Below are 12445 nucleotides of genomic sequence, written 5' to 3'. Positions count from 1 at the left end.
CTCAGCCGGCGGTGCAGTGACCGGAGGCGACGGCGGAGCTGAGCGTCGGCGCCTCCGCCGCGACCGACCGAAGCGTGTCGGTCGTCATCGCGAAACCGAGGTCCTTCGTCGTCGCCGACTTGGCGAAGACGACGCCGACGACCTTGCCCGCCGCGTCGAGCAGCGGTCCGCCGGAGTTGCCCTCCTGCACCTGCGCGGCGAGGTAGTAGACCTTCCTCGGTGCCGGGTCGCCCCCGTAGATGTCGGGGACGTCGACGGTGTTGATGCTCTGAACCGCCGCCGGGGAGGAGCTGAACGGACCGCCGAGCGGGTAGCCGTCGAAGACGGCGTCGTCGCCGGCCTTCAGGTCCGTTCCGAGCTGTAGTGCCGGCGTCGGCATCCCGCTGACGGCGACGACGGCGAGGTCGGCCGCGCTGTCGAAGTAGACCACCTTGCCGGTCCAGGCACCGCCGTTCGGAGCCTCGACGACGGGCTGGTCGACGCCGGCAACGACGTGGGCGTTGGTCACGATCCGTCCGGAAGAGACGACGAAGCCGCTTCCCGACTGGTTCTGACCGCACTGATAGGCGTTGCCGACGATCTTGACCACCGATTTCGCGGCGGCCTGCTGGGCGGCGGTGTCAGAACCGGCGTCGGGGACGACGAGGGGTTCCCCGGTGCCGATCGCGTCGAAGAGGCGGGGGAGGCCGTCCTCGGCCACGAGACCGCGCACCTGAGCTTCGAGGGACTTGACCGGATTCGGCGTCAGGTCGTCGATGGTGCGGATGACCGCCGACGAGCCGATCGCCTGCGAGATGAACGGCGCCCCCAGCGAGCCGAGGCCGAAGGCGAGCATCGAGGTGACGATCGCCGCGACCACGAGGGTGACGGCCGCTCCGAACAGCCGGTCGAAGCCCCGCAGGGGCGACTTCTCAAGCCTGCGGCGGAGGAAGCGTCCGGCCCGGCCACCGAGCGCCTGGCCGAGTCCCAGGAGAAGAAGGACGACGATGAGCACGATCGGCAGTCGCCAGGCGCTCGTCGAGACCCAGCCGGCGACGAGTGGGATGGCGAAGAAGGCGGCGACGGCACCGACGATGACCCCGACGATGCCGCCGAGGCTCTGGACGAGACCGACCTGAAGGCCGTGCACGGTGTAGAAGAGCAGCATGAGGCAGAGCAGCACATCGAGGACGATCGAGAACGGCATGCCAGAGCCGATCAGGCGCGACGAATATCGGCGATGAGGTCGGTGAGCCTGTTGGTGGGCTCCAGCCCCAGACCCTCGCGCAGGAGGGTCAGGTACCTGTCGTAGACGCGCAGCGCCTCGGACTGGTTGCCTTCGGCCAGATGCACCCGGATCAGGCTCGCATGAGCGCTCTCGCGAAGCGGTTCGACCTTGATGGCGGCCCTCGCCGCACCGGCCGCCTCTGCCAGCCGCCCCCGTTCGGCGAGGATCGCAGCCTGGGCCTCGAGGGCATTCATCCTCAGCTGCCGCCAGTCTTCCGCCTCGGCGACGACCCAATCGTCGTACCAGTCCGGCAGCAGTTCCATCGAGAGGGTCGCGGTCGCGGCCGCGCTCAGGTCGCTGTCGAGCGGTGAGCCGTCCGGCTGCACCAGGCGAGCCGCCAGGGCCCGCGCATCCCGGAGGTCGACGGCGACGGATTCGACGAGGCTCAGCCCCGCCGACGCGGAGAGCACCGCTTCCCTGGTCGAGGTGTCCAGCCGGGAGAGCGCCGACCGCAGGCTGATGCCCGCTCGTTCGTCGGAGACCTCCGGCCACATCTTCCCGGCCATGGCGATGCGGGTGACGGAGCGGTGATGCAGAGCGAGGAAGACGAGCAGCCGTTGCGATCCGACCGAGAGCTGCCCGACGACCGTGCCGTTCACCCGTACGGAGAAGGCACCGAGCAGCGTGATCTCGATGAGCAGCGTCTCCGCGGGAGCGTCACCGACGATGGTGAGATGCGTCTGTCGCAGCGCCTCGGTGATCGGGGCATCGTGGGGGAAGGCGATCGGTGGCCCCTGCGGGCCGGTCCAGCCGTCTCCCCAGGTGGTCAGGGCGATGATCACCGGCTCCAGGTTGCGCCCCTGGTCGGTGAGCAGGTAGTCGATCCCGTCACCGGTCTGGCGGGTCTCCATCAGTCCGGCGCCCACGAATCCGTCGAGCCGAGCGGCCAGGATGTCCGGGGCAGCACCGCTGCGCTCCTCGAAGTCCGCGAAGCGACTGGTGTTCCGGAACATCGCGTCCCGGAAGATGCGCAGGCTCCACCTGTCGCCCACCGCCTCCAGCGCACGTTCCGGCGAGAACGTTGTCTGGCCGCTTGGCCTGCTGCTGCCATTGATCGAAGCAGGACCATCGCTGGCGGCGTGCACGTGCATCATGAGGGTCACCCGGTTCCTCGACTCGATCAAGGATAACCCACGATCTCGCCGAATCGCGAAGGCGGCATATGGCTTACATCGCCTTGCTGTTCAGGTCGTTCCTGTCCTTCATGGCCCGGCGGCGGGCGGCGATCATGATCAGTCCGGCCCCGAGCATCAGGGTGATGAGTCCGCCGAGCGCCAGAGGCAGATCGTTGGCTCCCGTGCTGGCGAGTTCACGTGCCGCCGCCGCTTGCCGAGCGGCCTCTTCCGCGGTCGGACTCGGTGTGGTCGCTGCCGGCGGGGTCGTGGCGGGCGGCGTCACGACCGGCGGCACGACGACCGCGGCGGTCACGATGTTGGAGACCGCGTAGGTGCAGGTGACGGTGCTTCCGCCCCCGTTCTCCGAGCCGTTGCACTGGTTTACCGAGACCGGAAGCGCCGCTCCCTCACCCGCAATCGTGACGGTGCAGGTCACCAGGCCACCATCGCCGTTGGCCGAACCGTTGCACTGTTGCACGGTCGCGTCTGTGGTGTTCTGTACCGGATCGCAGATCGGAACGCCTCCGGACTCCGAATCTTGGCACTGCTTCACGGTGACGCCGGCGTACGTCGCCGCCCCGACGATGTGGTTGACGATCGTGACGTTGCAGACCATCTGGCCGCCGCCGCCGTTGCCGTTGTCGTTGCACTGGGTGACCGAAGTGATCAGATTGAGCGAGGGGATCGACGTGACGGTGCAGCTGCTGGTGGGCAGGATCACGCCCGCGGCACTCTGGCACAGTGTGGTGACCGTGGTCGAGCTGGTGACCCCGGTAGCGACGTCGAGATAATTGTTGACCACGACATCGCAAGCGATGCGTCCCCCGGCACCGTCGTAGTCACCGTTGCACTGTCCGATGTTCTGTGGAACTGCCGCAGACGCGGACTGGCCGGAAAGGCCGGGCGAGACGATCAGGAACAGCGCGGCCACGATCGCGACGACCATGATCATCACCGCCCTCGGCGTGAACCTTTTCCGTGTACTCGTGTCGTTGATGCTGTGCCCCCTGGTGATAATGCTTCTCATTGGTCGTTCTCCCTCTGTTCGCATCCTGCTCCAGGGGTTGTGACTCGGCCGTCACCAGATCGTGACGGCCGAGACAGCTCTGTCTGCTTCCGGTGGGCCTGCCTTCTCAGCACCCCTGTCCCCTCCGACGCCACCTGCGTATGGTGAGGGACATGGACTCCGTGGACGCGATCGTCGTGGGTTCCGGCCCCAACGGGATGGCTGCCGCCGTGACCCTCGCCAGGGCCGGGCTCGCCGTGCGGGTGTATGAGCGGAACGCGACCATCGGAGGTGGAGCACGCAGCGGGGAGCTGACGCTGCCGGGGTTCCTGCACGACGTGTGCTCTGCCGTCCATCCGCTCGCGCTGTCGTCCGGGTTCTTCCGCCGGTTCGAGCTGGCCAAGCGTGTCGACATGATCGTGCCGGAGCTCTCCTACGCTCAGCCGCTCGACGACGGCAGGGCCGGGCTCGCCTGGCGGGACCTCGACCGCACGGCCGACTCGCTCGGAAGCGATGGACCGGCCTGGGAGCGGCTGTTCTCCCCGCTCGTCCGCCGCGCCGACGAGGTCGCCCGGTTCGCGGGCTCCCCGATGGTCCGGTCGCCGCGGCACCCGCTCGCCGTCGCGCTCCTCGGCCTGCGCATCCTGGAACAAGGAAGCGCCGCCTGGGACCTGCGATTCGGCGGCGATGTCGCCCCCGCCCTGCTCACCGGAGCATTGGCCCACTCCAATCGTCCGTTGCCCAGCCTCGGAGCCGCCGCGGCGGGGCTCGTGCTGGCCACCACGGCGCACGCGCGGGGGTGGCCGATCCCGGTCGGCGGTAGCCAGGCGATCATCGCGGCGATGGCGGACGATCTCCTCCGCCACGGCGGCGAGATCGTCACCGGCACCGAGGTGACCGACCTGAACGAGCTCCCGCGAGCCGCCGCCGTTCTTCTCGACGTGTCCCCCAAAGCGCTGTCTCGCATCGCCGGCGACCGATTGCCTGCCGGTTACCGCCACGCGATGGAACGCTATCGGTACGGCAACGCGGTGGCGAAGGTGGACTTCGCGCTCTCCGGGCCGGTGCCCTGGACGAACAGCGAGGTGGCGCGGGCGGGCACCGTGCACGTCGGGGGAACCCGCGCCCAGATGGTCGCGGCGGAGGCGGATGTCGCGGCCGGTCGCCATCCGTCCGATCCGTACGTTCTCGTCTCCCAGCCCACCGCCTTCGATCAGAGCAGGGCGCCGGCGGCCCGACACGTCCTCTGGGCCTATACCCACGTCCCTCGCGGCTCGACCGAGGATCGTACCGAGGCGATCACCGCGAGGATCGAGCGCTACGCCCCCGGCTTCCGCGACACCATCCTCGCCTCGTCGGCCATGACGGCCACGGAACTGGAGGGCTATAACCCCAACTACGTCGGAGGAGACATCGCCGGCGGTGACGTCGATCTCGGGCAGCTCATCGCGCGGCCGGTGCTGGCGCCGGTTCCCTGGCGGACGCCTGCCGAGGGCCTCTACCTGTGCTCGGCCTCCACCGCCCCCGGCCCAGGAATCCATGGACTGGCCGGGTTCTACGCCGCACGGGCCGCACTCCGCGCGGAGTTCGGCATCACGGCCACCCCTCACCTCGGAAGGGACTGAGAGTCGCAACCGGCTATCGCGCCGTGCACTGCCGGCCTGACCGCCGGAAGGGGCGCGGCAACCGGTCTCCTAGATCAGTTCCTTCAGCAGCTGTTCCGGGCTGGTTCCTCGCCGTTTCGCCCGTGCCAGCAGTCGCTCATGCTCCGCGGGAGTGAGATGAAGCAGGAGCGGGATCTCCGCCGGTCGGTCCTCGGTCGACGCCTGCCCGTCCAGGGAGAAGAGCGGCGGCGTCCCGGTGCCGGTCGTCGGTCGGGCGGCGGCCGCCAGCTCGGTGGCCGCGGGGCGTTCAACCCGCCGCTCACCGTCCCTGACGAAGCCGGGACCGCTCGGCACGGTCGTTCCCCGCTGATAGGCCTCCGAGACGGCTCTCGCCCTCGCATCCGCCGCCTCGTTGAGCGGATGGTTGGCGTGTCCCTTCACCCACTCGAAGCGATACCGTCGCCCGACCAGCGCCTGATCCAGCTCCTTGAGCAGTTCGACGTTCATCACCGGCTTGCCGTCCGCCTTGCGCCAGCCCTTCTTCTTCCAGCCAGGCATCCATCTGGTGACGCAATTGATGACGTACTGGCTGTCGCAGAGGATGAGCAGCTCGTCGGGGACGTGTGCGGTCGCGCGCAACAGCTGGAGGACCGCGGTGAGCTCCGCCTGATTGTTCGTGGCGTGTTTCCAGCCGCCCGCCGCCCAGCAATCGTCGTTGACGTACCAGGCCCAGCCCGCCGGTCCGGGGTTGCCGAGGGCTGAGCCGTCTGCTGCGGCGCGAATCGTCATTCTGGCCTTTCGTCCGGATCAATTGTGCACCGGTCGGTCGCGCCGTCCGGACACGGTCGCATCCGGTCAGACGGAGGTCGCCGCCGCGTTCCTCCTCGGCAGGGTGAAGAGCGTACTGAGGCTGACGACGATGAGCAGCACGGAGGCGATCGTGACGAAGGTGACGACCGCGAGCGCCGGAAGGACGAAGGTGACGATTCCGGCCAGGATGGAGATGACACCGCTCACGATCCCGAACCATCGAGGCCGTACGGAGCCGCGCAGGCCACCGATCACGTCCGTGATGCCCTCGGCGATCCAGCCGATCCCGATGACGAAGGCCAGCACCACGAGTGAGCCGAACGGATCGGCGAGGCAGATGATGCCGGCCACGATGACGATGAGTCCCATGATGCCGGTGAGCCAGCGGAGGCCGGTGGTCAGGCCGTGCGAGACGAACGCGGCGGTGATGCGGAAGATGCCGGAGACGATGAGGTAGCTGCCGAAGATGATCGCCACGGTGAGCAGGGTGACGCCGGGGAGGAACAGGCCGACGAGGCCGAGTATCACTCCGATGATGGACACCGCGATGAGTTCGCCACGATGGATGCGCAGCATTCCGAGCGGTATTCCGGGAAGAAGTCCTGGGGTCGGGGTGGTCATTCGAGCTCCTCGTTCTCGTTGCGGGCAGGTCGGGCGGTCGGCTCGGGTCACGGTCGGCCGTCGCTGAAATTGTCCCACCGGCCGCCGCGGCATGCCAGCGTGCTCGTGGATCGGACGGGAAGGAATCTGTGAGCCAGGATCCAGCTTCCGCGCCTACCGTCCTCGCCGTCGGGACGACCGAGCCCGACAGACCAAGCGAAGGATGAACAGGAGAGGTTATGGCTACCGCAGACATCTCAGGTAAGAAGATCGCTTTTCTGCTGACCGACGGCGTCGAGCAGATCGAATTGACCAGTCCATGGCAGGCGGTGAAGGAAGCCGGCGGAACCCCCGTGCTCGTCTCCCCGAAGGGAGACACGGTGCAGGGCTTCAACCACGTCGACAAGGGTGACGTCTTCGAGGTCGATCGGTCGGTGACCGACACCGATGCGACCGAGTTCGATGCCCTCGTGCTGCCCGGCGGCGTGATCAATGCCGACGCCCTGCGCGTGGACGAGGATTCCGTGCGGTTCGTGCGCGAGTTCTTCGCCACCCGGAAGCCGGTCGCCGCGATCTGCCATGCGCCGTGGATCCTCATCGAGGCAGGAGTGGTGGATGGCCGTCGGCTGACGAGCTACCGGACGCTGCGGACCGACCTGCGCAACGCCGGCGCGATCTGGAGCGACGAGGAGGTCGTCACCGACGGGGGCTTCGTGACCAGTCGCCAGCCCGACGACCTGCCGGCATTCAACGCCAAGCTCGTCGAGGAGATCCGAGAGGGACTGCACGCGCGCCAGCACGCCTAGACAGGGAGGGTCTCCGTCATCATGGCGCGGGTGCGTCCCACCGGTCGCCAGGTCTGATCGGGATCGATCCAGGGCGGCGCGAGCAGTCGTGGCTTACCTCCGATCATCCTGAACTGGAAGTCGGAGTTGTGCAGCATGTGATGGTGCGCCGGGCAGAGCAGCAGGCCGTTGTCGATGCTCGTCCGGCCACCGTGCTGCCATTCCTCGACGTGGTGGGCATGGCACCAGCTGGGTGGTGCGGTGCACTGCGGCCAGACGCATCCGCCGTCTCGCACCGCCAGGGCTCGTCGTTGGGGCGTCGTGAAATACCGTCTGCCGATCCCGAGGTGAACCACCTTGCCGTTGTCACCCAGAATGACCGTCTGCAGTTCCGCGTCGCAGGCCAATTCCCGCACGCTCCGGCCAGAGATGGGCTCGTCGACGTCATCGAGCCAGCCGGCACCCGTTCCACTCTGCAGATCCTTGAGCTGGACGACGGCCATCACGGTCGCGGTGCTGCGCATTCCGCCCGGTTCGGTGCCCGTGGCCCGTACGCCCGCGGTCACCAGTCCGACGAGGACATCGAGCTGTCGCTGCTCCCTGGTGCGTGGGTCCTTCAGCACCTCGACCACCGTGCCGTCCGGCGTCGTCACGGGTTCCGTCCCCCTCGCCGTGTCTTCCTCGCCGAGAAATCGTGGTTTTGCATCCGGCGCGTTCGCCTCGGCAAAGGCCGAACGCAAGAGCGCGGCGAAGGTCGGGTCCGCCTCGCCGGAGAAGGGCGTCAGACCGTGTCGCTCCCTCCCCAGTCTGAAGCCCCGACGCTGGCGCACCTCGTCGTCGCGCACCTCGGCACCATCGGGATCGAGCGCCTCCCGCCAGATACCCGCCTGGATCCCGACGAGGTCGGCGCAATCGTGGGTCGCCGCCTCGACGAGGGCCTCCTCCGCCACAGCCAGGCGATCGAGCATGACGGTGTGTTTCTCGGCCTGCCCGAGGCAGCGGACGATCTGGCCGGCGGCGTCCGTGCCGAGCTGGCCGGCGATCATCGCCTCCGCGACCCGCGGATACGCCGCGGGGAGGGTCTCGCCGGCGAGGGACCGGCGTGCTCTGATCGCCATGCCCAAACGGATGCGCCGAGCCGCTTCGCCCTGAGACACCCTGGTGATGTGCTCGACGAGAGCCGTGCCGCGGCGATGACCGTTGCGAAAGGACAGGCCCCCGGCGCCCAACTCGAATCGAGACCGTTCCTCGACCTCTGCGGCGGAGACGGCACGGATCGTGTCGATGAGCCGGCCGGCCCGCTCGGCGCGGGCAACAATGGAGCAGATCGCCTCGTCATCCATCGTCGTGAGGTCGAGGCGCGCGAGCCGGGCGAGCAGGCTGCTCGCCGCCTCGAAGACCCTCTCGATGTCGTCCATGAGAACACTCAATCACGAGCCACCGACATTGCCTTTGTGCTGATCGGACCGGTGTTATGGCCGTGGAGAAGTGTGCGGGGGCCGCACTGTGGAGGAGCGGACGCGTGGCCTCCCGGTTACCCGACGAGCTCGGCGAGATAGCGCCTGACGGCTTCCGCGGTGGCCTCGTGGTCGACGACGTCCTCCTCGCCGGAGGTCGCGACCGTTCCCACGAGCTCTCCGCCGACGAAGATCGGGATGCAGCCGCCCAGAACTTGTAGTCGTCATCCAGGCCATCGGCGAGGGACGGGTCCTCTTCCTTCCTCAGCCGCGCCAGGAGCGAGCTGTGACCGAACCTCTTGACCACGAGGATCTTGCCCTGGATGACGTCGGCGTTGCCCTGCCCGGTGCTGCCGAGTTGCGCGCGGTAGGCCAGCTCGTCGCCGATGTGGATGTCCACGGCGAGGTTCCGCTCCCATTCGCGGATGACGGCGACGGTGATCTCCCCAGCCTGGCCGCGTCGTCGCGGGTGAAGGAGGGGAACTCGGCAACCGGTTCCCGCTCGAGGTCGTTAATGCTGTAGGTGGGTTCTGGGCGGGTCATGGCTCGGCTTTCTGGATCGCGGGAATCGGTGCCGCATGGGCATTCCGCATGCTAGGCCAGCCTGGCGGCACGAGTCGTGGGCCGCGGCCGCTCCCCATCCCTGCTAAAGTGGGGAAGTTGCCGTCAGACGGCCGCGGATAAAGAGAGCTCGGACATCCTGTTACGGGCACCGCGCAACGAGTGAGAGGGGCCATCTATGCCATTAGCACCAGATGCCAAGAAGTCGATCATCGACGAGTACGCAACCCACCCGGGTGATACCGGTAGCCCCGAAGTGCAGGTCGCAATGCTGACCGCGCGCATCAAGGATCTCACCGAGCACCTGAAAGAGCACAAGCACGACCACCACTCCCGTCGTGGCCTGCTTCTGCTGGTCGGCCAGCGTCGTCGCCTGCTGGGCTACCTGCAGGACATCGACATCTCGCGTTACCGGTCGCTCATCGAGCGTCTCGGACTGCGCCGCTAGGTTCTTTCCCGGCGTCGCGCGGATCGACGACTGGCTCGGAAGGCCCGCCCATGTATACGTGGGCGGGCCTTTTTCCTGCCACCGCACCGGGCAGGACTCAGGGCGTCGGATCGGCGTAGGTCAGCGTGAACTCGAGCGCCGTGTCCGCCACCTCGCGCCAGCCGTGATCGATGACCAGCGAGTGTCCGCGGCCCGGAATCTCCGTGATGCGGGTCTCTCCGGCATTCTTCTTCTCCAGGTTGTAGGTCGCCCGGGTGATCGCGAGCGGCACGGTGTTGTCGTTCGCTCCGGCGATGATCAGGACGGGGCCGCGCTCCGGGTTGCGGGTGTCGACCTTGGTCTCGGAGAACGGGTTGAAGTTGGCCGTCGCCGCCTGGAACAGCGGTGCCCCCGGCGCGGGCACGTGGTAGGTCTCCCAGAGCTCCTTCGCCTCGTCCGCCTCGAGGTTGTTCGCCCAGCCGTAGGTGAACTGCTCCAGGGTGAGGGCCACCGCCTTGCCGACGTTGGTCGGGTTGGTCAGCACGGGCGCGGACGACTTGAGCGAGGAGACCGGCAACGGCAGGACACCCTGGAACGGGGCGTTGTCGATCGCGACCGTGGCGGCGGCCGCACCCTCTCCGGCGATCTTCAGGGCGATGAGGCCGCCGAAGGAATGGCCGATCACGACCGGCTCGTGGTCGAGCTTCGCGATGGCGTCGAGGTAGTGGTCGGTGACCTGTCCGACCATCTTGTGCGCGAAGACGCTCGGGTCCCTCTTCGCCTCCTCGACCGTGTCCGGATCGTCCGGCCACCCGGGCGCGATCGTCGCGTAGCCGTTGTCCTCGAACAGGGCCCGCCATCGATCCCAGCTGCTCGACAGCAGCCAGAGCCCGTGGACGAACACCACGGGCCGTGTGCCGAGCGCATTGGCTCTGGCGATCTCGTTCAGTTCCGTTTCCGTCAATCCGTTCATGAGAACTCCCAACGCATCGGAGGCGGTCCCTCGTGCCGCCCGTTTCTGAACGCTAGAACCGCGAGGACCCGGCCGTCTAGAGCCTTGTCCGGGCGTCCAGCCGCGTTGGTGGGGAATAACGAGGAATCTCCGGGCGTCATTGGTGGTTAAGCACAACAGGAGGGTCATATGGGAAGAGTGAATATCGAGATCGACGATGAGAACGGTGCTGTGCTGAGGTACCAGCGCCATTCCAATGGCAAGGGGCTCGTGTCGCCGCGTGCGCGTGTGCAGCCGAGTGTGTTCGTCGCGCCCACCGCCTACATCGAGTCGGAGGCCAGGGTCGGGGCGGGCACCACGATCGGTGCCGGCAGCTGGATCGATCAGGGCGCGGTCATCGGCGAGCGCGTATTCATCGGTCAGAACGTCCATGTCGGCCGGGACACCCAGGTCGGCGGGGGCGCGCGCCTTGGCAGCCACTCCCGCATCGGCGAGGGTGTGCGGATCGCGCCGGGAGCGAAGATCGATGCCGATGCCCAGGTGCCGAATGGCGCCGTGATCTCGGTGGCGCCCCGCCGCGCCGGGCAGAGCAGGGACAAGGCCGCCTGAACCGCGCACCGACGGACTCGCGAGAGGCCCTGGCTCGATAGCATCTATCCCATGGGCCTCTTCAGTCGAGACGACGACAATCCGCTTCCCAAGGACGATCGGGGCTCCGGATCCTTCAACGACTACCGGTACGACCTCGTCCCGGCGAGGGCGCGCGTCAGGATCCGGCTGGCCGACAGCAACCCGCACCAGGAGGAGTTGCGCCGGCTGGTCGAGGTCGGCGAGGAGACGCTCGAGACGGCGATCTCGCGCCGCAGCATCGAGGACGAGCGCACCGACGCTCCCATGCTCGTCCGCCTGTTCGCGGGGACGCGCGTCAGCGGGGTCGTCGGGACGGTCCCGCGTGGCCTCGAGCCGATCGTCGACGAGGCGCTCAGTCGCCTCGACAAGCGCGGACAGAAGGTGCGCATCCCGGTGAAGCTGGCCAAGGAGAGAGGCGCGCTGCGCGTCGACCTCCTGATCGGCCAGACCCGCTAGGTGTCTCCGGCATGACGACGGTGATCAAGCGCCGCGCGGATGCTCCGGCCGGTTTCTTCGAGGCCGAGGCTGCGGGACTCGCCTGGCTCGCCTCCGCCGGCATGCCGACGGCGCCCGTCATCCGGGTGGAGCCGGGCCTCATCGGGCTGGAGCGGATCGTCGAGGTCACCCCGACGGCCCGCGAGGCGCAACTGTTCGGCCAGCGCCTCGCGAGGATGCACGCCGCGGGCGCAGCCTCCTTCGGTGCGCCTCCGGACGGCTGGGACGGGCCGCTGTTCATCGGCGATCGACGGATGCCCGTGGCCGACGAGGCCACCTGGGGCCGGTTCTACGCGAGGGATCGGGTGCTGCCGTTCCTCGAGGCGGCCAGGCGTGCCGGAACCGTGACGACGGCGGAGGCGCGTGACGTCACCTCGGCCTGCGACCGGATCGGCGCGGGGGAGTTCGACGACGGCGATGGCCCCGCGCGCATCCACGGCGATCTGTGGAGCGGCAACGTGCTCTGGTCGAAAGACGGCGTCCGGCTGATCGATCCCGCGGCGCACGGCGGTCACCGGGAGACGGATCTGGCGATGCTCGCGCTCTTCGGCTGCCCGCATCTGTCGCAGATCCAGGAGGGTTACCAGTCGGTGACCCCGCTGCGGGCGGGCTGGCGGCGACGTGTGCCGCTGCACCAGCTGCATCCCCTCGCCGTGCACGCGGCCGGTCACGGCAGGAGCTACGGCCTGGCGCTGCACGAGGCGGCGCTGGCCGTCCTCGACCTCTAAGGCTTCTC

The 12445-nt window shown here is 68.2% G+C and carries 15 protein-coding genes; 7 read left to right on the top strand and 8 right to left on the bottom strand.

What is annotated here, in order from left to right:
- Position 1 precedes the first annotated feature (1 nt).
- The 3 genes from VGC18_RS05645 to VGC18_RS05635 all read right to left on the bottom strand — a co-directional run bounded on the left by VGC18_RS05645 (position 2) and on the right by VGC18_RS05635 (position 3337).
- A complete protein-coding gene (locus tag VGC18_RS05645) occupies positions 2–1186 on the bottom strand; it encodes a MarP family serine protease (RefSeq protein WP_331095118.1) in 1185 nt (394 codons plus the stop codon).
- An 11-nt stretch (positions 1187–1197) separates the two neighbouring features.
- Positions 1198–2361, bottom strand: a complete 1164-nt coding sequence (locus VGC18_RS05640; protein WP_331095152.1) for a BTAD domain-containing putative transcriptional regulator — start codon at positions 2359–2361, stop codon at positions 1198–1200.
- A 73-nt stretch (positions 2362–2434) separates the two neighbouring features.
- Entirely contained in the window at positions 2435–3337 is a 903-nt protein-coding gene (locus VGC18_RS05635; RefSeq protein WP_331095116.1) for an LPXTG cell wall anchor domain-containing protein, read from the bottom strand.
- A 224-nt stretch (positions 3338–3561) separates the two neighbouring features.
- On the opposite strand from VGC18_RS05635, the gene VGC18_RS05630 reads away from it, so the two are divergent.
- On the top strand, positions 3562–5013 hold the full coding sequence (locus VGC18_RS05630) for a phytoene desaturase family protein (protein WP_414672858.1): 1452 nt from the start codon (positions 3562–3564) through the stop codon (positions 5011–5013).
- A 69-nt stretch (positions 5014–5082) separates the two neighbouring features.
- Here the strand turns inward: VGC18_RS05630 and VGC18_RS05625 are convergent, their stop codons facing one another.
- Both VGC18_RS05625 and VGC18_RS05620 read right to left on the bottom strand, forming a co-directional pair.
- Positions 5083–5781 (bottom strand): ribonuclease H, encoded by a 699-nt coding sequence (locus VGC18_RS05625; RefSeq protein ID WP_331095114.1) that lies wholly within the window; start codon positions 5779–5781, stop codon positions 5083–5085.
- A gap of 66 nt (positions 5782–5847) precedes the next feature.
- Positions 5848–6423 carry an HdeD family acid-resistance protein gene (locus VGC18_RS05620; RefSeq protein ID WP_331095112.1) on the bottom strand — a complete coding sequence of 192 codons (576 nt, stop codon included), beginning with the start codon at positions 6421–6423 and terminating at the stop codon, positions 5848–5850.
- A gap of 218 nt (positions 6424–6641) precedes the next feature.
- Here VGC18_RS05620 and VGC18_RS05615 point away from each other — a divergent pair, with 218 nt between their 5' ends.
- Positions 6642–7208, top strand: a complete 567-nt coding sequence (locus VGC18_RS05615) for a type 1 glutamine amidotransferase domain-containing protein (RefSeq protein ID WP_331095109.1) — start codon at positions 6642–6644, stop codon at positions 7206–7208.
- Here VGC18_RS05615 and VGC18_RS05610 read toward each other — a convergent pair.
- The gene (locus tag VGC18_RS05610) at positions 7205–8605 is read right to left on the bottom strand and encodes an HNH endonuclease signature motif containing protein (RefSeq protein WP_331095107.1); all 1401 of its coding nucleotides are present in this window, start codon (positions 8603–8605) and stop codon (positions 7205–7207) included. The genes VGC18_RS05615 and VGC18_RS05610 overlap by 4 nt on opposite strands.
- 116 nt (positions 8606–8721) lie before the next feature.
- The gene (locus VGC18_RS05605; RefSeq protein ID WP_331095105.1) at positions 8722–8817 is read right to left on the bottom strand and encodes a hypothetical protein; all 96 of its coding nucleotides are present in this window, start codon (positions 8815–8817) and stop codon (positions 8722–8724) included.
- A 113-nt stretch (positions 8818–8930) separates the two neighbouring features.
- Here VGC18_RS05605 and VGC18_RS05600 point away from each other — a divergent pair, with 113 nt between their 5' ends.
- Entirely contained in the window at positions 8931–9167 is a 237-nt protein-coding gene (locus tag VGC18_RS05600) for a hypothetical protein (protein WP_331095102.1), read from the top strand.
- Between the two features lie 216 nt (positions 9168–9383).
- Complete coding sequence (gene rpsO / locus VGC18_RS05595; protein ID WP_331095100.1) at positions 9384–9653, top strand: 30S ribosomal protein S15; 270 nt, start codon at positions 9384–9386, stop codon at positions 9651–9653.
- Between the two features lie 97 nt (positions 9654–9750).
- Here the strand turns inward: rpsO and VGC18_RS05590 are convergent, their stop codons facing one another.
- Positions 9751–10605, bottom strand: coding sequence for an alpha/beta hydrolase (locus tag VGC18_RS05590; protein WP_331095098.1), 855 nt, complete (start codon positions 10603–10605; stop codon positions 9751–9753).
- Positions 10606–10773: 168 nt separating this feature from the next.
- On the opposite strand from VGC18_RS05590, the gene VGC18_RS05585 reads away from it, so the two are divergent.
- From VGC18_RS05585 to VGC18_RS05575, 3 genes are read left to right on the top strand one after another with little or no spacing between them, the layout of a single operon-like run.
- Positions 10774–11193, top strand: coding sequence for a hypothetical protein (locus VGC18_RS05585; protein WP_331095096.1), 420 nt, complete (start codon positions 10774–10776; stop codon positions 11191–11193).
- 51 nt (positions 11194–11244) lie between these two features.
- A complete protein-coding gene (locus tag VGC18_RS05580) occupies positions 11245–11670 on the top strand; it encodes a hypothetical protein (protein WP_331095094.1) in 426 nt (141 codons plus the stop codon).
- A gap of 11 nt (positions 11671–11681) precedes the next feature.
- Positions 11682–12437, top strand: coding sequence for a fructosamine kinase family protein (locus VGC18_RS05575; protein WP_331095092.1), 756 nt, complete (start codon positions 11682–11684; stop codon positions 12435–12437).
- The last annotated feature ends 8 nt before the right edge of the window (positions 12438–12445 follow it).

Source organism: Lacisediminihabitans sp., from assembly GCF_036404185.1.
GTDB lineage: Bacteria > Actinomycetota > Actinomycetes > Actinomycetales > Microbacteriaceae > Lacisediminihabitans.
The sequence above is the reverse complement of the archived record's forward strand: the minus strand, read 5'-3'. Positions and strand labels throughout refer to the sequence as shown.

Coding starts and splice junctions, on each gene's coding strand:
- rpsO (WP_331095100.1), top strand. CDS start 9,384: ATGCCATTAGCACCAGATGCCAAGAAGTCGATCATCGACGAGTACGCA.
- VGC18_RS05610 (WP_331095107.1), bottom strand. CDS start 8,605: ATGGACGACATCGAGAGGGTCTTCGAGGCGGCGAGCAGCCTGCTCGCC.
- VGC18_RS05575 (WP_331095092.1), top strand. CDS start 11,682: ATGACGACGGTGATCAAGCGCCGCGCGGATGCTCCGGCCGGTTTCTTC.
- VGC18_RS05620 (WP_331095112.1), bottom strand. CDS start 6,423: ATGACCACCCCGACCCCAGGACTTCTTCCCGGAATACCGCTCGGAATG.
- VGC18_RS05645 (WP_331095118.1), bottom strand. CDS start 1,186: ATGCCGTTCTCGATCGTCCTCGATGTGCTGCTCTGCCTCATGCTGCTC.
- VGC18_RS05615 (WP_331095109.1), top strand. CDS start 6,642: ATGGCTACCGCAGACATCTCAGGTAAGAAGATCGCTTTTCTGCTGACC.
- VGC18_RS05640 (WP_331095152.1), bottom strand. CDS start 2,361: ATGATGCACGTGCACGCCGCCAGCGATGGTCCTGCTTCGATCAATGGC.
- VGC18_RS05580 (WP_331095094.1), top strand. CDS start 11,245: ATGGGCCTCTTCAGTCGAGACGACGACAATCCGCTTCCCAAGGACGAT.
- VGC18_RS05585 (WP_331095096.1), top strand. CDS start 10,774: ATGGGAAGAGTGAATATCGAGATCGACGATGAGAACGGTGCTGTGCTG.
- VGC18_RS05630 (WP_414672858.1), top strand. CDS start 3,562: ATGGACTCCGTGGACGCGATCGTCGTGGGTTCCGGCCCCAACGGGATG.
- VGC18_RS05625 (WP_331095114.1), bottom strand. CDS start 5,781: ATGACGATTCGCGCCGCAGCAGACGGCTCAGCCCTCGGCAACCCCGGA.
- VGC18_RS05590 (WP_331095098.1), bottom strand. CDS start 10,605: ATGAACGGATTGACGGAAACGGAACTGAACGAGATCGCCAGAGCCAAT.